The organism is Streptomyces cyaneochromogenes (assembly GCF_003963535.1).
GTDB classification, from domain to species: Bacteria; Actinomycetota; Actinomycetes; order Streptomycetales; family Streptomycetaceae; genus Streptomyces; species Streptomyces shaanxiensis.
In genome coordinates this window covers 3,505,029-3,525,960 of record NZ_CP034539.1, presented here as the reverse complement: position 1 = coordinate 3,525,960, position 20,932 = coordinate 3,505,029, and the positions used below count along the sequence as shown (strand labels likewise).

Annotated in this window: 16 protein-coding genes and 2 tRNA genes; 16 read left to right on the top strand and 2 right to left on the bottom strand. The window is 68.9% G+C overall.

Annotated elements, in window-relative coordinates:
• The first annotated feature begins 294 nt into the window (after positions 1-294).
• Complete coding sequence (locus tag EJ357_RS15710) at positions 295-489, top strand: hypothetical protein (RefSeq protein WP_030044846.1); 195 nt, start codon at positions 295-297, stop codon at positions 487-489.
• A gap of 91 nt (positions 490-580) precedes the next feature.
• Positions 581-2,722, top strand: a complete 2,142-nt coding sequence (locus EJ357_RS15705; RefSeq protein WP_126392217.1) for a protein kinase domain-containing protein — start codon at positions 581-583, stop codon at positions 2,720-2,722.
• A gap of 70 nt (positions 2,723-2,792) precedes the next feature.
• Here EJ357_RS15705 and EJ357_RS15700 read toward each other — a convergent pair.
• Positions 2,793-2,866 (bottom strand) — tRNA-Gly (locus EJ357_RS15700).
• A 153-nt stretch (positions 2,867-3,019) separates the two neighbouring features.
• On the opposite strand from EJ357_RS15700, the gene EJ357_RS15695 reads away from it, so the two are divergent.
• The 5 genes from EJ357_RS15695 to clpX all read left to right on the top strand — a co-directional run bounded on the left by EJ357_RS15695 (position 3,020) and on the right by clpX (position 7,832).
• A tRNA-Pro gene (locus EJ357_RS15695) sits at positions 3,020-3,096 on the top strand.
• A gap of 210 nt (positions 3,097-3,306) precedes the next feature.
• Complete coding sequence (gene tig, locus EJ357_RS15690) at positions 3,307-4,701, top strand: trigger factor (RefSeq protein WP_126392216.1); 1,395 nt, start codon at positions 3,307-3,309, stop codon at positions 4,699-4,701.
• Positions 4,702-5,027: 326 nt separating this feature from the next.
• Positions 5,028-5,636 carry an ATP-dependent Clp protease proteolytic subunit gene (locus EJ357_RS15685; RefSeq protein ID WP_175647819.1) on the top strand — a complete coding sequence of 203 codons (609 nt, stop codon included), beginning with the start codon at positions 5,028-5,030 and terminating at the stop codon, positions 5,634-5,636.
• A gap of 48 nt (positions 5,637-5,684) precedes the next feature.
• Complete coding sequence (locus EJ357_RS15680) at positions 5,685-6,365, top strand: ATP-dependent Clp protease proteolytic subunit (protein WP_126392214.1); 681 nt, start codon at positions 5,685-5,687, stop codon at positions 6,363-6,365.
• A gap of 180 nt (positions 6,366-6,545) precedes the next feature.
• Positions 6,546-7,832, top strand: a complete 1,287-nt coding sequence (gene clpX, locus EJ357_RS15675) for an ATP-dependent Clp protease ATP-binding subunit ClpX (RefSeq protein ID WP_126392213.1) — start codon at positions 6,546-6,548, stop codon at positions 7,830-7,832.
• Positions 7,833-7,905: 73 nt separating this feature from the next.
• On the opposite strand, the gene EJ357_RS15670 is transcribed toward clpX, so the two are convergent.
• On the bottom strand, positions 7,906-8,907 hold the full coding sequence (locus tag EJ357_RS15670; protein WP_126392212.1) for a hypothetical protein: 1,002 nt from the start codon (positions 8,905-8,907) through the stop codon (positions 7,906-7,908).
• 136 nt (positions 8,908-9,043) lie between these two features.
• Between EJ357_RS15670 and EJ357_RS15665 the strand changes: the two genes are divergently transcribed.
• The 9 genes from EJ357_RS15665 (at position 9,044) to rodA (ending at position 20,904) form a co-directional block, all read left to right on the top strand.
• Positions 9,044-11,668, top strand: a complete 2,625-nt coding sequence (locus tag EJ357_RS15665) for a valine--tRNA ligase (protein WP_126392211.1) — start codon at positions 9,044-9,046, stop codon at positions 11,666-11,668.
• Between the two features lie 141 nt (positions 11,669-11,809).
• Positions 11,810-13,297, top strand: a complete 1,488-nt coding sequence (gene folC, locus EJ357_RS15660) for a bifunctional tetrahydrofolate synthase/dihydrofolate synthase (protein WP_126392210.1) — start codon at positions 11,810-11,812, stop codon at positions 13,295-13,297.
• Positions 13,298-13,306: 9 nt separating this feature from the next.
• Positions 13,307-13,663, top strand: coding sequence for a DUF4233 domain-containing protein (locus EJ357_RS15655; protein WP_126392209.1), 357 nt, complete (start codon positions 13,307-13,309; stop codon positions 13,661-13,663).
• An 87-nt stretch (positions 13,664-13,750) separates the two neighbouring features.
• On the top strand, positions 13,751-14,164 hold the full coding sequence (gene ndk, locus EJ357_RS15650; RefSeq protein ID WP_004001296.1) for a nucleoside-diphosphate kinase: 414 nt from the start codon (positions 13,751-13,753) through the stop codon (positions 14,162-14,164).
• 268 nt (positions 14,165-14,432) lie between these two features.
• Entirely contained in the window at positions 14,433-15,452 is a 1,020-nt protein-coding gene (locus EJ357_RS15645; protein ID WP_004931372.1) for a rod shape-determining protein, read from the top strand.
• 189 nt (positions 15,453-15,641) lie between these two features.
• Positions 15,642-16,595: a rod shape-determining protein MreC gene (gene mreC / locus EJ357_RS15640; protein WP_126392208.1), complete on the top strand. Its 954-nt coding sequence runs from the start codon at positions 15,642-15,644 to the stop codon at positions 16,593-16,595.
• A 13-nt stretch (positions 16,596-16,608) separates the two neighbouring features.
• Entirely contained in the window at positions 16,609-17,289 is a 681-nt protein-coding gene (gene mreD / locus EJ357_RS15635; protein WP_126392207.1) for a rod shape-determining protein MreD, read from the top strand.
• A 157-nt stretch (positions 17,290-17,446) separates the two neighbouring features.
• The gene (gene mrdA / locus EJ357_RS15630) at positions 17,447-19,708 is read left to right on the top strand and encodes a penicillin-binding protein 2 (protein WP_126392206.1); all 2,262 of its coding nucleotides are present in this window, start codon (positions 17,447-17,449) and stop codon (positions 19,706-19,708) included.
• Positions 19,705-20,904, top strand: coding sequence for a rod shape-determining protein RodA (rodA, locus tag EJ357_RS15625; protein WP_126392205.1), 1,200 nt, complete (start codon positions 19,705-19,707; stop codon positions 20,902-20,904). The genes mrdA and rodA overlap by 4 nt, the downstream gene beginning before the upstream one ends.
• Positions 20,905-20,932 lie beyond the last annotated feature (28 nt).

Here is a 20,932-nt window from a genome sequence, read left to right as displayed (position 1 = left end):
CGATCGATGAAGTGATCATCGCGTCGGCAATTCGAAATACCCGCGAACATGTTGTGTGCCAATGGAAACGATCCCGCCGAATTCCCTGTGCGGGTGTCCGGTCGAAAAGCCGTACGGGCGTGAGGCGACCGGTCCGGGGCGCGTCGGGTCCGCACGGATCCGGCACAGGTGTGGCGAACGAAACGTCACGTGCCGCATAGCGGAGCCCGGTTGGTGGCACGATGGTTCTGGCGGGGGTGCGCGGGGTTGCATCCCCTGGCCGGGAGAGCGGACCGACCGAGGGTGTGATCTGTTGTGGCCATTTCGCTGTCAGTGGTGCTGCTGTTGGCGATCATCTTGGTAGTGCTGATCCGTGGCGGATCCCTGAAGGCCGGCCCCGCCGTAGTCGCTGTGCTGTTCGGCTTCTTCCTTGCCTCGACGGGCATGGCCGACGACATCCAGCGGTTCCTCAACTCGATAGCGGAGACGATCAACTCCATCCAGTTCTAGGGTCCGGGGGGCGGCCCGGAAGGGTACGGATACCCTCGTTCGTGATCGTCGAACGTCGCGGAACGACGATGCGGAACGGGGGACGTACGGGATGGCGCTGCGCGAGTCCGACCCGGCGGAGGTGGGCGGCTACCGGATCGAGGACCGCCTCGGCTCCGGCGGCATGGGCGTGGTGTACCTGGCCCGCTCCGCCTCCGGCCGCCGTCTCGCCCTCAAGGTCGTGCACGCGCAGTACGCCGACGATGACGAGTTCCGCATCCGCTTCCGCCGCGAGGTGGCCGCCGCTCGCCGGGTCAGCGGCGCCTTCACGGCCCCCGTCGTGGACGCGGACGCCGACGCGCCACGCCCCTGGATGGCCACGCTCTACATCCCCGGCGAGGACCTCGGCACCCACGTCCGCCGCCACGGCCCGCTGCCGCCGGCGAAGTTGCGCGCACTCGCCGCCGGCCTCTCCGAGGCGCTGCGCGACATCCACCGTGCCGGAATGGTCCACCGTGACCTGAAACCGGCCAATGTGATGCTCGCCGAGGACGGCCCCCGCGTCATCGACTTCGGCATCTCCCGCGCCACCGAGTTCGCGGCCTCCGACGTCCTCACCCAGACCGGCCGCGTGATGGGCACCCCGCCCTACATGTCCCCCGAGCAGTTCTCGTCCCCCCAGGACGTGGGCCCGGCCGCGGACATCTTCTCCCTCGGCTCGGTCGTCGCCTACGCCGCGACCGGCCATGGCCCGTTCGACAGCCCGAGCCCCTACGAGACGGCCATGCGGGTCGTCGACGGCACTCCGGAACTCGACGGTGTGCCGGACGAGTTGCTGCCCTTCGTCCGCCTCTGTCTGGAAAAGCACGCCAAGTCCCGCCCCACTCCCGACGAGTTGCTGGCCCTGCTGCGTGACGGCCGGCTTCCGGAGCCGATACCGGCGGACGAGGACACCCGCCCCGTACACGTCCCCAAGCGCCGCAAACGCCTGTGGCCGGCGGCCATCGCCCTGGGGGCCGCGCTCCTCGCCGGCGTCTTCGTCGCCACGGTCGCCGTCACCCCCGAGGCCGCCGCCCCCGCCGATCTGCCGTCCGGATGGCAGGCCTGGCAGAAGAAGTCGAGGGACCCGAGCGTCGACAAGGAGCCGGTGGGCCCCAGCAATCCGTTCAACCGCTGCGCCGCCACCGGCAGGTCCCTGGTGTGTGCCGGCGACGACATCATGGCGACCCGCTTCGCCCTCGCCGACGGCCGCAACACCTGGGCCCGGCCCATCGACGAAACGGCGGACGACCTCGGCGGCAGCTCCGGGGGCACGGTCATCGCCGCCCGCAGCGGGCGTGTGTACGTCTACGGCGCCGACGACCGGCCCATCGGTGGCGACGGGCTGTCCACGACCCGCTACACGGTCCAGGCCCTCGACGCCGAGTCCGGCAAGGTGATCTGGAAGACGGTCACCGGCGAAGGGGACGCGGCAACGGAGCCGAACAGCGACCGCGGCGCGTCCATCGCCCTGCCCGACGGCGTCATCGCCACCTACGGCGACGAGTCGAAGTACTACGCGCTGCTCGGCGCCGACGACGGCAGGGTCCGCTGGAAGCGCCCGCTGCCCGATCCGGAGAACCAGCCCTGCCTGCTGCGCAGCGCGGCCCGGCACGCGTACCTGGTCTGCGCGGTCTTCACCGGTACCGACATCACCAGCACGAGCATCTCGCAGCTCGACACGGCCACAGGAAAGCCCAGCTGGACCGTGAAGGTGAAGGGCGACGTGGACCTCGCGGGACAGACGGACGGACGCCTCGTGCTGGCCCGCGCCCTCGGCACCCACCGCACGCTGACCCTGATCAACGCCAAGTCGCACGTCCTGACGACCGTAAAACTGTCCGAGTCCCAGCCCGAGGAATCGTCCGTCCACCTCGTGCGCGGCACCCTTTACTTCACGCTTCCCTCCGGCAGTGTCCGCGCCGTCGATCCGAGCACGGGACGCCGGCTCTGGAAGACCGACTCCACGGTGGAGCAGTCGGGACCCCCGGTCGCCTCCGCCACCCGTCTTTATCTCGGTTCCCCGAGCGGCCGCGTCGCCGCCATCGACGTGCGCACCGGAAGGGTCCAGGCCACCCGCGCGGGCCGCGACGACGGCGGCGACCTCGACCTGCTCACCACCGGCATCACCGCCGCGCCCGTCCTGGTAGGCGACGCGCTCTACGTCCCGTACGGCGTCCGCTCCGTCTACACCGTGGACGTAAGGCACCTCTGAACCGGGCCGCGGCCGGGAACGAGTCAGGGCCAGGCGGAGGACTAATCCTCTGACCTGGCCCTGAGCCGTATGGAGCGGGCGACGGGAATCGAACCCGCGTAGCTAGTTTGGAAGACTAGGGCTCTACCATTGAGCTACGCCCGCACAGGACGCGCCGCAGGTCAGGTGACCGCGGCACTGCAGGCATCGTAGCGGGTCGTGGCCCCTCGACGCACACTCCATTGCCGTAGTCCCGGCCCTCGGGAAATGCGGCAGCCGCACTGCCTGCGGGCATGTACCCTACGTGTCGCACCAGCACGGGGTGTGGCGCAGCTTGGTAGCGCGTCCGCTTTGGGAGCGGAAGGCCGTGGGTTCAAATCCCGCCACCCCGACCATGACCGGTCACCATTGGCCGCACGCGCGGTGACCTCGTGTGATCGCGTCCTGTGATCGCCTTTGGGGGCGTGTCGTCGCTGCCGTTACTATGCAAGCTGCACGCCCGTGTGTCTCTCCGTATGAAGTCACGAAGTCCTCCGGGCGGCGAATCCGCCGGACCAGTCTGGCTCCGGCAGAAACCAAGAAGTCAGCCACAAGGAGACCGAACCGTGAAGAGCGCCGTGGAGACCCTGAACCCGACTCGGGTTCGGCTCACTGTCGAGGTGCCCTTCGAGGAGCTCAAGGACAGCCTCGACGCGGCGTACAAGAAGATCAACCAGCAGGTCACGGTGAAGGGCTTCCGGAAGGGCAAGATCCCGGCGCGCGTCATCGACCAGCGGTTCGGCCGCGGTGCGGTCCTGGAGGAGGCGGTCAACGACGCGCTTCCGAAGTTCTACACCGAGGCGGTCAACGAGGCCGAGCTCAACGTCCTGGGCCAGCCCGAGGTCGACATCACCGAGCTGAAGGACGGCGAGACGCTGAACTTCACCGCCGAGGTCGACGTCCGCCCGGCCATCGAGATCCCGGACTACTCCGGCATCGAGGTCGAGGTCGACGCCGTCGAGGTGACCGACGAGGACATCGAAAAGTCCGTGGAGCAGCTGCGTGAGCGCTTCGCGTCGACGTCTCCCGTCGAGCGTGCCGCCGAGGACGGCGACGTCGTCACGATCGACCTGACGGCCAAGGTCGACGGCGAGGTCCTCGAGGACGGCGTCGCCGACGGCGTCTCCTACACCATCGGCTCCGGCGAGTTGCTGGACGGCATCGACGACGCCGTGAAGGGCCTGGAGGCCGGTGGCGAGGCCACCTTCACCTCCGAGCTCAAGGGCGGCTCGGCGGCCGGCAAGGAGGCCGAGGTCACCGTCAAGGTCACCCAGGTCGCCGCGCGCGAACTGCCCGAGCTGGACGACGACTTCGCGCAGCTCGCCTCCGAGTTCGACACCCTCGACGAGCTCAAGGCCGACAGCCGCAAGCGCCTCGAGAACATGAAGCAGTTCGACCAGGCCACGCAGGCCCAGGAGCGCGTCCTGGAGAAGCTGCTGGAGCTCGTCGAGGTGCCCGTCCCCGAGAAGCTGCTCGAGGACGAGATCAACACCCGTAAGCACAACCTCGAGCACCACCAGCTCGGCCAGATGGGTCTCGACCTCGAGAAGTACCTCGAGATCCAGGGCAAGACGGTCGAGGAGTTCGACGCCGAGACCAAGGAAGCCGCGGTCAAGGGCATCAAGACGCAGTTCGTCCTCGACGAGCTCGTCAAGCAGGAGAAGCTGAACGTCAACCAGGAGGAGCTCACCGAGCACCTCATGCGCCGCGCCGCCTCCTCCGGCATGTCCCCCGACCAGTTCGCCCAGGCGGTCGTCGAGGGCGGCCAGGTTCCGCTCCTGGTCGGCGAGGTCGCCCGCGGCAAGGCCCTGGCCGTCGTGGTCGAGAAGGCCGTGGTCAAGGACACCAACGGCGAGGTCATCGACCTGGACGATGAGGACGAGGTCGAGCAGGCCACGGAGACGGTGGAGGCCGCCGAGGGCACCGCCGACGCCGCCGCCGAGGAGAAGTCCGAGGGCTGAGCCCACGGCGCCGTACAGGCCGTACAGCTGGTAGGAAGGGCCCCGGGGACGACCATCCCCGGGGCCCTTCTGTCATGGGGCTGGGCAGCGCCGCCAGGGGCGCGGGAGCTGCGCGAACGACCACGACGGACCCGCGGCCGCTCGCGCACCGAAGCCCCTGCGGCGCTACGCCCCCGGCGAACACCTGCCGCTCCGGGATTCCCCGAAGGGACCAGCGCGTTAGGGTCCATGAGTATGAGGGCAGGGGAGTCCCCGTTGCCCACGCAGAACACGTGAGACGGCCCGGCGCCGTCGTAAGACGAGCAGGTGGATACGTGACGAATCTGATGCCCTCCGCCGCCGGCGAGCCCTCCATCGGCGGTGGCCTCGGCGACCATGTCTACAACCGACTGCTCGGCGAGCGGATCATCTTCCTCGGCCAGCCGGTCGACGACGACATCGCGAACAAGATCACCGCACAGCTGCTGCTCCTTGCCGCCGACCCGGACAAGGACATCTACATGTACATCAACAGCCCGGGCGGTTCGATCACGGCCGGCATGGCGATCTACGACACCATGCAGTACATCAAGAACGACGTGGTGACGATCGCCATGGGCCTCGCCGCCTCGATGGGGCAGTTCCTGCTCAGCGCGGGCACCCCCGGCAAGCGCTTCGCGCTGCCGAACGCCGAGATCCTGATCCACCAGCCCTCCGCCGGCCTGGCCGGTTCGGCCTCCGACATCAAGATCCACGCGGAGCGGCTGCTGCACACCAAGAAGCGCATGGCCGAGCTCACCTCGCAGCACACCGGCCAGTCGGTCGAGCAGATCACCCGCGACTCGGACCGCGACCGCTGGTTCGACGCCTTCGAGGCCAAGCAGTACGGCCTCATCGACGACGTCATCCCGACGGCCGCCGGTATGCCGGGCGGCGGCGGCACCGGGGCGGCGTAGCCCCATAGCGCCCCTCAGCCGACCGCCACAGCCCCTAGGAGACAGACAGTGAACGACTTCCCCGGCAGCGGCCTGTACGACCGCACGCGCGCCGAGTACACCGGCCCCGCCGCCGAGTCCCGGTACGTCATCCCCCGCTTCGTCGAGCGCACCTCGCAGGGCATCCGCGAGTACGACCCGTACGCGAAGCTCTTCGAGGAGCGCGTGATCTTCCTCGGCGTGCAGATCGACGACGCCTCCGCCAACGACGTCATGGCGCAGCTGCTGTGCCTGGAGTCGATGGACCCCGACCGGGACATCTCGGTCTACATCAACAGCCCCGGCGGTTCCTTCACCGCGCTCACGGCCATCTACGACACGATGCAGTTCGTGAAGCCGGACATCCAGACGGTCTGCATGGGCCAGGCGGCCTCCGCCGCCGCCGTCCTGCTGGCCGCGGGCACGCCCGGCAAGCGCATGGCGCTGCCGAACGCCCGTGTGCTGATCCACCAGCCGTACAGCGAGACCGGCCGCGGCCAGGTCTCCGACCTGGAGATCGCCGCCAACGAGATCCTCCGGATGCGCGCGCAGCTGGAGGAGATGCTGGCCAAGCACTCCACCACGCCGATCGAGAAGATCCGCGAGGACATCGAGCGCGACAAGATCCTCACGGCCGAGGACGCGCTGTCGTACGGGCTGATCGACCAGATCATCTCCACGCGGAAGATGAACAACGCCGACGTTCGCTGACGCGGACCCGGTATTGTCTGCTGCCCCTTGGCACGGTTTGGGACGGTGCACGTCAAAGTGAACCGCGCCAAGGGGGGCCCGAACGGGGGGCCAAGCAAGGTACCGTCGACATAAGGCAGCACCAGGAGCCGCTGGATTCGAAAACGTCCAGTCGTCTCCCAGGCGAAGGGGAAGCACACCGTGGCACGCATCGGTGACGGCGGCGATCTGCTCAAGTGCTCGTTCTGCGGCAAGAGCCAGAAGCAGGTCAAGAAGCTCATCGCAGGCCCTGGTGTGTACATCTGCGACGAGTGCATCGATCTCTGCAACGAGATCATCGAGGAAGAGCTCGCGGAGACCAGTGAGGTCCGCTGGGAGGAACTCCCCAAGCCGCGCGAGATCTACGAGTTCCTCGAGGGCTATGTGGTCGGCCAGGAAGCAGCCAAGAAGGCGCTCTCCGTCGCCGTCTACAACCACTACAAGCGCGTCCAGGCCGGCGAGAACGGCGGCGGCCAAAGCCGCGAGGACGCCATCGAGTTGGCCAAGTCCAACATCCTCCTGCTGGGCCCCACGGGCTCCGGCAAGACGCTGCTCGCGCAGACGCTGGCCCGCATGCTGAACGTCCCGTTCGCGATCGCGGACGCGACGGCGCTGACGGAGGCCGGGTACGTCGGTGAGGACGTCGAGAACATCCTGCTGAAGCTGATCCAGGCGGCCGACTACGACGTCAAGAAGGCCGAGACCGGGATCATCTACATCGACGAGATCGACAAGGTCGCGCGCAAGAGTGAAAATCCGTCGATCACCCGCGACGTGAGCGGCGAGGGCGTCCAGCAGGCCCTGCTGAAGATCCTGGAGGGCACCACGGCGTCGGTTCCCCCGCAGGGCGGCCGTAAGCACCCGCACCAGGAGTTCATCCAGATCGACACGACGAACGTCCTGTTCATCGTGGGCGGCGCCTTCGCGGGCCTGGAGAAGATCATCGAGTCCCGGGCCGGCGCCAAGGGCATCGGCTTCGGCGCGACGATCCGCTCCAAGCGCGAGCTGGAGGCCAAGGACCAGTTCGAGGACGTCATGCCCGAGGACCTGGTCAAGTTCGGCATGATCCCCGAGTTCATCGGCCGGCTGCCCGTCATCACCTCGGTCCACAACCTGGACCGCGAGGCCCTGCTCCAGATCCTCGTCGAGCCGCGCAACGCGCTGGTGAAGCAGTACCAGCGCCTCTTCGAACTCGACGGCGTGGAACTCGACTTCGAGCGCGAGGCCCTGGAGGCCATCGCCGACCAGGCCATCCTCCGCCAGACCGGCGCGCGCGGCCTGCGCGCCATCATGGAGGAGGTCCTGATGTCGGTGATGTACGAGGTGCCCTCACGGAAGGACGTCGCGAGGGTCGTCATCACGGCGGACGTCGTCCACTCGAACGTCAACCCCACGCTGATCCCGCGCGACGCGCGCGGGCGCGGTCCCGGCGAGCAGAAGACGGCGTAACCGCACCACGGACACACGAAGGGGCCCCGGTCAACCGACCGGGGCCCCTTCGCAGTTGACGAGCCGGCGTGGGTCAGGCCTCGACGCGGATCTCCGGGCGGAGCTTCTTGGCGACGTCCGCGGCGACGTCCTTGGTGATGCCCTGCGTGGCGTCACCCGGCGTCACCATGGCGATGGTGCTGTAGTCGGCCCAGACGCAGAACCAGTCGGTCTTCTCCTTCTGGGTCAGCAGGTCCTGGCCCTTGATGCCCTGGCACTTCATGAGGGCGCCGTCCAGGTCGACCGCCTCGGGCTCACCGAGCAGTTCGGTCTTGCCCGAGCCGGACGTGCTGGAGTCGGAGGCGCCCTTCTTGAACGCGGTGAAGAACTCGTCCAGGGCCGTCTCGGGGTCGGCGATCTCACCGTAGGCGCCGAAGACCACGATGGTCTTGTTCGTCGCGAGGTCGGACGCGTCGGGCGCGGTCGAGGGGTCGCTGGGGTCGTAGTTGCTCAGGTCGGTCGTCGAGTAGACGCTGACCACGCTCTCGCCGTTCTTGACGCCGTTCTTCGCCAGCTCGGCCGCGGTGTCGTTGTTCTTGCTCGCGCTCTCCCCGGCCGTGGGGGCCAGTGTGTACTCGTTGAGCACCTTCTCCGGCGACGCCAGCTTGTGTGCCCCGTCGTCCTCGATGGCGCCCGCGCCACCGCCCCCGCCGAACACGAAGTACGCCCCGACGCCGATCGCGACCACGACGGCCACGGCGCCGATGATCAGGCCGGCCTTCTTGCCGCCGCCACCCGGAGCCGGCGGCTGCGGCACCCCGTACGGGGCCTGGCCGTACGGCGGCTGCTGCGGCGGGACGCCCTGCGGGTAGCCGTAGCCCGGCTGGCCGGGCGGCGCCTGCTGCGGGTAGCCGTAACCGGGCTGGCCCTGGGGCTGGGCCGGGGGCTGGGGCGGCGGAGCCTGCTGAGGGTAGCCATAGCCGGGCTGGGGCGCCTGAGGCTGCTGGCCGTACGGACCGGGCTGCTGAGGCTGCCCGCCGTACGGACCGGGCTGCTGGGGCTGCCCGCCGTACGGGCCCGGCTGGTTGTAGCTCATTTCTGGGTTCCCCTCCAGATGTTTATGTGTTCCCGACATCCTGGCGCAGGCCGGGGAAGCGCGTTGCATCGGGGGGCGCACCGTTACAGAACAAACGCGTTTCGGGACACCGCCGCGACACCCCTAAACTGAGCGGGTGACCGAGAACGCTCAGCAGCAGCCACCAGCGCCCAGCACCGAACTGCCGACCCAGTACGCGCCGGCCGACGTAGAGGGGCCGCTGTACGAGCGCTGGGTAGAGCGCGGTTACTTCGAGGCGGACGCGAAGAGCGACAAGCAGCCGTACACCATTGTCATTCCGCCGCCGAACGTCACGGGGAGCCTGCACCTCGGGCATGCCTTCGAGCACACCCTCATCGACGCCCTGACGCGCCGCAAGCGCATGCAGGGCTACGAGACGCTGTGGCAGCCCGGCATGGACCACGCCGGTATCGCCACGCAGAACGTCGTCGAGCGGGAGCTCGCGAAGGAGAGCAAGTCACGGCACGACCTCGGCCGTGAGGCCTTCGTCGAGCGGGTCTGGCAGTGGAAGGCCGAGTCCGGCGGGCAGATCTCCGGTCAGATGCGCCGCCTCGGTGACGGCGTCGCCTGGTCGCGTGAGCGCTTCACCATGGACGAGGGGCTGTCCCAGGCCGTCCAGACCATCTTCAAGCGCCTCTACGACGACGAGCTGATCTACCGCGCCGAGCGCATCATCAACTGGTGCCCGCGGTGTCTCACGGCCATCTCGGACATCGAGGTCGAGTACCAGGACGACGACGGCGAGCTCGTCTCCATCCGGTACGGCGAGGGCGACGACTCCATCGTCGTGGCCACGACCCGTGCCGAGACGATGCTCGGTGACACCGCTGTCGCGGTCCACCCCGAGGACGAGCGCTACCGCCACCTCGTCGGCCGCGAGATCGAGCTGCCGCTCACCGGCCGCCGTATCCCCGTCGTCGCCGACGAGCACGTCGACCCCGAGTTCGGCACCGGCGCCGTCAAGGTCACCCCGGCGCACGACCCGAACGACTTCGAGATCGGCCAGCGGCACAACCTGCCGTCCCTCTCGGTGATGGACGAGCACGCGGTCATCACCGCGCACGGCCCCTTCCAGGGGCTGGATCGTCTCGAGGCCCGCTCGGCCATCGTCGGCGCGCTGCGCGCCGAGGGCCGGATCGTCGCGGAGAAGCGGCCGTACGTCCACTCGGTCGGCCACTGCTCGCGCTGCAAGACCACCATCGAGCCGCGCCTGTCCATGCAGTGGTGGGTCAAGGTCGGCCCGCTCGCCAAGGCCGCCGGTGACGCGGTCCGTGACGGCCGGGTCAAGATCCACCCGCAGGAGATGGAGAAGCGGTACTTCGACTGGGTCGACAACCTCCACGACTGGTGCATCTCGCGGCAGTTGTGGTGGGGTCACCGCATCCCGGTCTTCTACGGCCCGAACGGCGAGGTCGTCTGCGTCGGCCCCGACGACGAGGCCCCCAGCGGTGAGGGCTGGCACCAGGACACCGACGTCCTCGACACCTGGTTCTCGTCCGGCCTGTGGCCGTTCTCCACGCTCGGCTGGCCCGAACAGACCGAGTCGCTCGCGAAGTTCTACCCGAACTCCGTCCTGGTCACCGGCTACGACATCCTCTTCTTCTGGGTCGCCCGGATGATGATGTTCGGCCTGTACGCGATGGACGGCACCCCGCCGTTCCACACCATCGCCCTGCACGGCATGGTCCGCGACCAGTTCGGCAAGAAGATGTCGAAGTCCTTCGGCAACGCGGTCAACCCGCTGGACTGGATGGACAAGTACGGCTCCGACGCCCTCCGCTTCACCCTCGCGCGCGGCGCCAACCCGGGCGTCGACGTCCCGATCGGCGAGGACTGGGTCCAGGGTTCCCGGAACTTCGCCAACAAGATCTGGAACGCCACGCGCTTCGCGCTGATGAACGGCGCGACGGTCGAGGGCCCGCTGCCGGACCCGTCGGCGATGTCCTCAACGGACCGCTGGATCCTGTCCCGCCTGAACTCCGTCGTCGCCGAAGTCGACGCGTTCTACGAGGACTTCCAGTTCGCCAAGCTCTCCGACGCCCTCTTCCACTTCGCGTGGGACGAGGTCTTCGACTGGTACGTCGAGCTGTCCAAGACGACGTTCCAGGCGGGCGGGGAGCCGGCCGAGGTCTCCAAGCGCGTCCTCGGCGAGGTCCTGGACGTCACGCTGAAGCTGCTGCACCCGGTGGTCCCGTTCGTCACGGAGACCCTGTGGACCACGCTCACCGGCGGAGAGTCCATCGTGATCGCGGAGTGGCCGAGCGACAGCGGCTTCCGTGACCAGGGCGCCGAGCGGGAGATCGAGTCGCTCCAGTCGGTCATCACCGAAGTCCGCCGCTTCCGGGCCGACCAGGGCCTGCAGCCGGGCCAGCGCGTCCCGGCCCGCCTGACCCTCGACGGCACGGCCCTCGCCCCGCACGAGCCGGCCATCCGCCAGCTGCTGCGCCTCCAGCCGGAGGGCGAGAGCTTCTCGGCGACGGCGACCCTGCCGGTCGCGGGCGCGGAGGTCGCGCTGGACCTGTCCGGTGTGATCGACGTCGCGGCCGAGCGCAAGCGCCTGGCCAAGGACCTCGCCGCCGCCGAGAAGGAGAAGGCCCAGGCCACGGCCAAGCTCGGCAACGAGGCCTTCCTGGCGAAGGCCCCGGACAACGTCGTGGAGAAGATCCGCGGCCGCCTGGCGAAGGCGGAGGAGGACATCGCCCGGATCGCCGCCCAGCTGGAGCGCCTGCCGCAGGCGTAGGTGGTTCTACGGCCATGAGGCCCCCGGCGCTGTGAGGCGCCGGGGGCCTCCGCGTATCCACCACGCACCCGCACCCGCCGCACAACACCACGCACCCCACTCCGTGGGCACTCTGTCAGTCCCCCTCCGTAGACTGGCCCCGTGAGTGAGAGCGACGACCCCTTCGACGAGATCATCGCGGCAGAAACCGACCGCGACCCCGATCTCGCGGTCATCGAGGCCGGCAGCCGCACCCTGCGCACCCAGGGCGGCCCGCCGGAGGCCGACGTGCCCGCACGCCCCGAGGACCCCGAGGTCGACAAGGCCTTGCGCGAGGTCGAGGCGGAGCTCGCGACGCGCTGGGGCGAGACCAAGCTGGAGCCGTCCGTCAGCCGTATCGCCGCGCTCATGGACGTGCTCGGCGAGCCGCAGCGGTCGTACCCCTCCATCCACATCACCGGCACCAACGGCAAGACGTCGACGGCCCGCATGATCGAGGCCCTTCTCGGCGCCTTCGAGCTGCGCACCGGCCGCTACACCTCGCCGCACGTCCAGTCGGTCACCGAGCGGATCAGCCTGGACGGCGCCGCGATCTCCGCCGAGCGCTTCGTCGAGACGTACAACGACATCAAGCCGTACGTCGAGATGGTCGACGGACAGCAGGAGTACCGGCTGTCCTTCTTCGAGGTGCTGACCGGCATGGCCTACGCCGCCTTCGCCGACGCGCCCGTCGACGTCGCCGTCGTGGAGGTCGGGATGGGCGGCGCCTGGGACGCCACCAACGTCATCGACGGTGACGTCGCCGTCGTGACGCCCATAGACCTCGACCACACCGACCGGCTCGGCACCACCCCGGGTGAGATCGCCCTGGAGAAGGCCGGGATCATCAAGCAGGACGCCACCGTGATCATGGCCCAGCAGCCGGTGGACGCCGCGCAGGTGCTGCTGAAGAAGGCCGTGGAGGTCGACGCGACCGTGGCCCGGGAGGGCCTGGAGTTCGGGGTCGTGGCGCGTCAGGTCGCCGTCGGCGGACAGCTGGTCACCCTGCGCGGACTGGGCGGCGAGTACCCCGAGGTGTATCTGCCGCTGCACGGCGCGCACCAGGCGCACAACGCCGCCGTCGCCCTCTCCGCGGTGGAGGCGTTCTTCGGCGTCGGCGCCGCGCGGGCCGAGCCGCTGGACATCGACACCGTCCGCAAGGCCTTCGCCGCCGTCGCCTCGCCGGGCCGTATGGAGGTCGTACGGCGCTCTCCGACCGTCGTGCTCGACGCCGCCCACAACCCGGCCGGCGCGCGGGTGACCGCCGAGGCGATCGGGGAGGCCTTCGACTTCAGCCGGCTGATCGGCGTGGTGGGGGCGAGCGGCGACAAGAACGTGCAGGGGCTGCTGGAGGCCTTCGAGCCGATCTTCGCCGAGATCGTCGTCACGCAGAACTCCTCCCACCGGGCCATGGACGCCGACGAACTGGCCGCCATCGCCGTCGAGGTGTTCGGCGAGGAGCGCGTGCAGGTCGAGCCGCGGCTGCCGGACGCCCTGGAGGCCGCGATCACGCTGGCCGAGGAGGAGGGCGAGTTCGCGGGTGGTGGCGTGCTGGTCACCGGGTCCGTCATCACGGTCGGCGAAGCCCGGCTGCTCCTGCGGAAGGGCTGAGTCCGAAAGATGCGTACGCTCTGTTCCTCGACTCTGATCGGCGAGTTCTTCGTCATCGGCTTCGCCGGTCTGGTCGCCATGAAGGACCCCGACCTGTCCATGGCGCAGGTGTGGACGGTCAGCGGCATCGCGATGTTCCTGTGCCTGGTGCTGTGCGGCGTGGTGACCCGCCCCGGCGGCGTCGCCCTCGGCTGGGCCCTGCAGATCGCCCTCATCGCCTCGGGCTTCATCGTCCCCACGATGTTCTTCCTCGGCGCGATCTTCGCGGCGCTGTGGTGGGCCTCGGTGCACTTCGGCAGGAAGGTCGACGAGGCGAAGGCGAGATTCGCCGCGCAGAGCGGTGAAGGCAGCCCCTCCGGCGCCTGAGCGCAAGCTGACACTGCGTAACAGGCACCTGGGTGCGCACTGTAGCCTCATCCCACCGCACCACCGGCTGTAAGAAGGAGCCCCCTCGTGACCCAGCGCACCCTCGTCCTGCTCAAGCCCGACGCAGTCCGCCGCGGCCTGACCGGCGAGATCATCAGCCGCATCGAGCGCAAGGCCGGCTGGCAGATCACGGCGCTGGAGCTGCGCACGCTGGACCAGGAGACGCTGGAGCAGCACTACGGCGAGCACAAGGGCAAGCCCTTCTACGAGCCGCTGGTGGAGTTCATGGCCTCCGGCCCGGTCGTCGCCCTGATCGTCGAGGGCGAGCGGGTCATCGAGGGGCTGCGCCAGCTGGCCGGTCCGACCGACCCGATCGCCGCCGCGCCCGGCTCCATTCGGGGTGACTACGGTGTGATCGTCCGCGAGAATCTGATCCACGCCTCCGACTCCGAGGAGTCCGCCGAGCGCGAGGTGAAGATCTTCTTCCCGGGCCGCGCCTGAGCCCCTTCAACCGGCCCGATCCGGGGCGGCCGTAGAAACCCGGCCGCCCTGCGGCATATGCGTGGCGATCGAGGGAACGAGTGCCCCCGATGGCCCGTCCCTACAAGCGGGGCGGCTCGTCATCTGCTGACAATGGCGAAGACCCTCCCGCAGTGTTCGCGAAGGCGCGTCTACGATAGAAGCCTTCACGTCACAGCACCCACTTCGCCGACCTGAAAAGCCATCAAAAGCTCCCAGGAAGGCCAGACGAATCCTGATGGGGAACTCAATGTCGTTCATCGGCCGTGACATGGCTGTCGACCTCGGGACCGCCAACACGCTGGTGTACGTCAGGGGTCGCGGGATCGTACTCAACGAGCCGTCCGTCGTCGCGATCAACACCAACACCGGTGGCATCCTCGCGGTCGGCGCCGAGGCGAAGAAGATGATCGGGCGCACGCCCGGCAACATCGTTGCCGTACGTCCGCTGAAGGACGGCGTGATCGCCGACTTCGAGATCACCGAGCGGATGCTCCGCTACTTCATCCTGAAGATCCACAAGCGGCGGTATCTGGCTCGCCCGCGGGTCGTCGTCTGTGTGCCCTCCGGCATCACCGGCGTCGAGCGCCGCGCCGTCATCGAGGCGTCGTCCCAGGCCGGCGCCCGCCAGGTGCACATCATCGAGGAGCCCATGGCCGCGGCCATCGGCTCCGGCCTGCCGGTCCACGAGGCCACGGGCAACATGGTGGTCGACATCGGCGGCGGCACCACGGAGGTCGCGGTCATCTCCCTCGGCGGCATCGTCACCGCCCAGTCCATCCGTGTCGCGGGCGACGAACTGGACAACGCGATCATCCAGCACATCAAGAAGGAGTACTCCCTTCTGCTGGGTGAGCGGACGGCCGAGCAGATCAAGATCACGATCGGTTCTGCGTACGATCTCGACGCTGACGAGCACACCGAAATCCGCGGCCGGGACCTTGTCTCCGGGCTGCCGAAGACCGTCGTCATCTCCGCGGCCGAAGTGCGCAAGGCCATCGAGGAGCCGGTCAACGCGATTGTCGACGCCGTGAAGACGACCCTCGACAAGTGCCCGCCGGAGCTGTCCGGCGACATCATGGACCGAGGAATCGTTCTGACCGGCGGCGGCGCCCTGCTGCGCGGCCTCGACGAGCGGCTGCGCCGCGAGACCGGCATGCCGATCCACATCGCCGAGGACCCGCTGGACAGCGTGGCGCTCGGGTCCGGCAAGTGTGTCGAGGAGTTCGAGGCGTTGCAGCAGGTGCTGGACGCCCAGCCGCGCAGATGACATAACTCTTCGATTCCGCCGTACGGGATGATCTCCTCTCGTACGGCGGATCGTTGATATAGAGGCATAAGCTCCACAATGAGCCTCGATACCTCGCAGACAACTCCGCGTACAACCTCCGTATACAGAACCCCTCGGGTTTACCGGGGGTTTCCCGAATTCCTATGAGGAAGGGCACGGCCGCCGCACGTGAGGGACACACGAGAGAGCCGGCTGCTCCTGGTGCTGCTGATCGCCATCGCGTTCGCGTTGATCACGGTGGACATCCGCGGCGGTGAGGATTCCCCCGTCGACGGCGCCCGGTCCGCCGCCGCCGCGGTGTTCGGCCCGATCGAGGACGGCGTGTCGGCCGGGGTGAACCCGGTCGGCAACGCGGTCGCCGCGATCCGCGACTCCGGCGAGCGCCATGACCGGCTCGCCCAGCTGGAGCAGGAGAACGCGGCCCTCAAGGCGAAGCTCGGCAGCGACGACCGTGACCGAAGCCGGCTGCGTCAGCTCGACAAGATGCTGAAGATCGCGGGCCAGGGCCAGTACGGCATCAAGGGCGCCGAGGTCATCGCCATAGGAGCGGCCCAGGGCTTCTCCTGGACGATCACCATCGACGTCGGCGCGGGCGACGGCATCAAGCGCGACATGACGGTCCTGAACGGGGACGGGCTGGTCGGGCGGGTGACCACCGTCGGCCCGAACACCGCGACCGTACTCCTCGCCAACGACCCCGACTTCACCGTCGGCACCCGCATGGAATCCACCGACGAGCTCGGCTTCGCCTCCGGCCAGGGCGACCGTCCGCTGCGTGTCGAACTCCTCAACGGCAAGGCCGAGGTGAAGAAGGGCGACCGCCTCGTCACCTTCGGCTCGCAGGCCGACAAGCCCTTCGTGCCCGGTGTCCCCGTCGGCGTCGTGTCGCGTGTCGACCCGTCCGGCGGCAACCTCACCCGCACCCTGTATGTCGCGCCCTACGTCGGCTTCAGCAAGCTCGACATCGTCGGCGTCGTCGTCCAGGCCCCCGAGAAGGACCCGCGCGACACGGTGCTCCCCGCCAAGCCCAAGCCGACCCCGACGCCGACCGTGACGGTCACCGTCACACCGTCCGGCGAGCCCCCGGTCGACGGCCAGAACCAGTACGAGCAAGAGCAGTAGGAGCTGAAGCCCCATGCGCGTCAACCGAATCCTGCTCTCCTCCTCGCTGGTCGTCGTCGCCCTGGTGCTCCAGGTGAGCGTCCTCGCCCGCCTGCACCTCCCGGGCGCCGTCCCCGACCTGCTGCTCCTCACCGTGCTGGGCCTCGCCCTCGTCTACGGCCATGTCGGCGGCGCCCTCGTCGGCTTCGGCGCCGGTCTGCTCGCCGACCTCGCCCCGCCCGCCGACCACGCCGCCGGCCGCTATGCGCTGGTGCTGTGCGTCATCGGCTATCTCGCCGGGCTCGTCAAACCGGAGAACGGGCGGCTGAAGTCGGCCACCGGACCGATGGTCGTCGTGGTCGTCGCCGCGATCGGCTCGACCCTGCTGTACGCCGGTGTCGGCGCCCTCGTCGGGGACACCGCCGCCCGCCATGTCGGCCTGGGCAGCCTGCTCTTCACGGCCGCGCTGTACGACCTGCTGCTCGCGCCGTTCGTGGTCCCCGGGATCATGGCGCTGGCCCGGCGCGCGGAGAACGACCCGCTCGCCGAGACCAACTCCCAGGCGAAGAAGCCCAACATCTCCTCCGGCTGGCTCTCCGGCGGCACCGGCCTGCGCATCGGCGGTCAGCGCGGTGGGCTGGGCGGCCTGAAGGTCAAGGCCGGGCGGGCGCGGACGGCGCGCGCCGGGCGCATCAAGGGGGTCAAGCGGCTGTGACCGCAGGAGAGTTCACCGGAACGGGTGACGATCACCGGAACCGCGCCGCGCGGGCCCGACGTTCATCACTCGTACGCAGACGGTGGTCGTTCGTTCGCACCCGGCCGTCCTTCGCGCACACCTATCCGTCCACGAGCTGAGAGGGGGAGCAGCAGACGTGACCAACATTCCCGAGACGGGCCGGACGCCACGCGTCCAGATCCGGCTCATCGTCATCCAAGTCCTCGTCCTCTCCCTCCTCGGCACCCTCGGCGGCCGCCTGTGGTACCTGCAGATCCGCGAGGGCGACGCCTACGCCAAGGAGGCGTCGGGCAACCATGTCCAGCAGGTCGTGCAGCCCGCGGTGCGCGGGTCGATCCTGGACGCGCGCGGGGTGGCGCTGGCGGACAACGAGACGCGGTTGGTGGTGTCCGCCTCGCGCACGGATCTGCTGAAGATGCCGGACGACGGCAAGGCGGTCCTGACCAAGCTGGCGGGTGTGCTGGGGATGACCCCGAAGGAGGTGCGGGAGAAGGTCCGGCTGTGCGATGCGCAGACGCCGCAGCCCTGCTGGAACGGCTCGCCGTACCAGCCGATCCCGATCACCGACGAGGCCACCCCGAAGCAGGCCCTGCAGATCCGCGAGCGGGCCGAGGACTTCCCCGGCATCACGGCCGAGCCGCAGGCGGTGCGCCGCTACGCGAGCCCCGGTGAGGCCAACACCGCCCAGGTCCTCGGCTACCTCTCCCCGGTCACGGACGAGGAGATCCAGAAGGCCCAGGACAGCGACTCACCGTACCTGCGCTCGGACCAGGTCGGCCGCTCGGGGCTGGAGCGGGAGTACGACAAGGAACTGCGGGGCAAGGCCGGTGTCACCCGGTACGAGGTGGACAATCTCGGCCGGGTGATCGGCCAGGCCAAGGCGGACGCCGCGCAGGCCGGCTCCAATCTCGTCACCAGCATCGACGCACGGGTGCAGCGGGTCGCCGAGTACGAGCTGAACGACGCGATGAAGCAGGCCCGCAAGGAGTGGGACCGCAACACCAACGAGCCGTACAAGGCCGACTCCGGCGCCGTGGTGGTGATGGAGGCCAAGACCGGCCGGATCGTCGCCATGGCGTCCAACCCGACCTACGACCCCAACGCCTGGGTGGGCGGCATCTCCGCCAAGGACTACACGAGGCTGACCGGCAAGGAGTCCAACTACCCGCTGCTCAACCGCGCGATCCAGGGCCAGTCGGCCCCCGGCTCGATCTTCAAGGTCGTCCCGACGGCGGCCGCCGTCAACGCCGGCTACTCCTTCGACGGCCCCTACCAATGCTCGAGCTCGTACTCGATCGGCGGCCAGGTCTTCAAGAACTTCGAGTCCAAGGGGTACGGCCCGATCAGCCTGGGGCGTGCGCTGGAAGTCTCCTGCGACACCGTCTTCTACCGCCTCTCCCACCAGGAATGGCAGCGCGACGGCGGCACGAAGCCGAAGAAGAACGCCAACGACTGGTTCTACAAGACGGCGCACCAGTTCGGCCTCGGCGCGGAGACCGGGATCGACCTGCCCAACGAGGTCACCGGGCGCATTCCGGACCGCCAGTGGAAGCAGGACTACTGGAAGGCCAACAAGGACGCCTGGTGCAAGTACGGCAAGAAGGACGGCTCGTACGCCGAGAAGATCGCCTACGAGAACTGCCTCGAAGGCAACCGGCTGCGCGCCGGTGACTCGGTCAACTACTCCATCGGCCAGGGCGACACCCTCGTCACGCCGATCCAGATGGCCACGATCTACGCGGCCATCTCCAACGGCGGCACCCTGTACGACCCCACCGTCGGCAAGGCGATCGTCAGCGCCGACGGCAAGAACGTCGAGGAGATCAAGCCCAAGTCCCACGGCAAGCTGCCCATAAGCAGGCAGACGCTGGCCGAGATGGACGACGCCCTCGCCGGCGTCGCCACCCGCGGTACCGCCGCCTGGCGGTTCGCGGACGTCGGCTGGCCGCAGGACAAGATCCCGATGCACGCCAAGACCGGTACCGCGGAGGTCTACGGCAAGCAGACGACCTCGTGGTTCGCCACGTACACCAAGGACTACGCGGTCGTCATGACGATCTCCCAGGGTGGTACGGGTTCCGGCGCCTCGGGTCCGGCCGTGCGCAACATCTACGACGCGCTGTACGGCGTCTCCGACGACGGCGCGATCGACAAGAAGAAGGCGCTGCTGCCGACGCCGCAGAAGAGCCTGCCCAAGGTCCGGACGGACGGCACCATCACCTCGCCGAAGGTCTCCAAGGACCCGGCGAAGGAGGAGCGGGCCCGCCAGAAGGGTAAGGACTCCACGGACCAGCAGCAGCTCGCCGGCACGGCGGCGACGCCGTCGGCGGAGAACCGGGACACACGGCGCAGGCGGCGGCGCAGCCGCAGGCGGGGAAGCCGAAGGATGCTCACATGACCGGCGCCAACAGCTTCCAGGTCTCCGGGTACGGGCCGGAACGGGCGGGCTGGACCCGCTTGTTCGCCCGAGACTCGCTCGCCCGCAGGCTCGACTGGACGATACTGCTGGCGGCGATCGGCCTGTCGCTGATGGGCTCGCTGCTCGTCTTCTCGGCGACCCGCAACCGCACCGAGCTCAACCAGGGCGACCAGTACTACTTCCTGGTCCGCCATCTGCTGAACGCCGGCATCGGCTTCGCCCTGATGATCGGCACGGTCTGGCTCGGCCACCGCACCCTGCGCACCGCCGTGCCGATCCTGTACGGCGTCTCGGTCTTCCTGATCCTGCTGGTGCTCACCCCGCTCGGCTCGACCATCAACGGCGCCCACTCCTGGATCAAGCTTCCCGGCGGCTTCTCCCTCCAGCCCTCGGAGTTCGTGAAGGTCACGATCATCCTGGGCATGGCGATGCTGCTGGCGACGAGAGTGGACGCGGGCGACAAGCAGTACCCCGACCACCGCACGGTCGTGCAGGCGCTGGGCCTGGCCACGGTGCCCATGCTGATCGTGATGCTCATGCCCGACCTCGGCTCGGTCATGGTGATGGTCGTGATCGTGCTGGGCGTGCTGCTCGCGTCCGGCGCCTCCAACCGCTGGGTCTTCGGGCTGATCGGCACGGGGACGATCGGTGCGATCGCGATCTGGCAACTGGGTGTTCTGGACGACTACCAGATCGCCCGTTTCGCGGCCTTCGCCAACCCCGAGCTCGATCCGGCGGGCGTCGGCTACAACACCAACCAGGCGCGTATCGCGATCGGTTCGGGCGGGCTCACCGGCTCGGGTCTGTTCCACGGCTCGCAGACGACCGGCCAGTTCGTGCCGGAGCAGCAGACCGACTTCGTCTTCACGGTGGCGGGGGAGGAGCTGGGCTTCGTCGGCGGTGGGCTGATCATCCTGCTCCTCGGTGTGATCCTGTGGCGGGCCTGCCGGATCGCGCGGGAGACGACCGAGCTGTACGGGACGATCGTCGCGGCGGGGATCGTGGCGTGGTTCGCCTTCCAGTCGTTCGAGAACATCGGGATGACGCTGGGAATCATGCCGGTGACCGGTCTGCCGCTGCCGTTCGTGTCGTACGGAGGGTCGTCGATGTTCGCGGTGTGGGTGGCGGTCGGGTTGCTGCAGTCGATCCGGGTGCAGCGTCCGATGTCCGCGTAGCGCCGGGCTCCGGACCGGGTGCCGAACC

Bases quoted from the DNA above. Each gene is read 5' to 3' on its own strand.
- rodA (WP_126392205.1), top strand. From the start codon at position 19,705: ATGACCGGCGCCAACAGCTTCCAGGTCTCCGGGTACGGGCCGGAACGG.
- EJ357_RS15645 (WP_004931372.1), top strand. From the start codon at position 14,433: ATGTCGTTCATCGGCCGTGACATGGCTGTCGACCTCGGGACCGCCAAC.
- EJ357_RS15705 (WP_126392217.1), top strand. From the start codon at position 581: ATGGCGCTGCGCGAGTCCGACCCGGCGGAGGTGGGCGGCTACCGGATC.
- EJ357_RS15685 (WP_175647819.1), top strand. From the start codon at position 5,028: ATGCCCTCCGCCGCCGGCGAGCCCTCCATCGGCGGTGGCCTCGGCGAC.
- EJ357_RS15670 (WP_126392212.1), bottom strand. From the start codon at position 8,907: ATGAGCTACAACCAGCCGGGCCCGTACGGCGGGCAGCCCCAGCAGCCC.
- mreD (WP_126392207.1), top strand. From the start codon at position 16,609: ATGCGCGTCAACCGAATCCTGCTCTCCTCCTCGCTGGTCGTCGTCGCC.
- EJ357_RS15655 (WP_126392209.1), top strand. From the start codon at position 13,307: ATGCGTACGCTCTGTTCCTCGACTCTGATCGGCGAGTTCTTCGTCATC.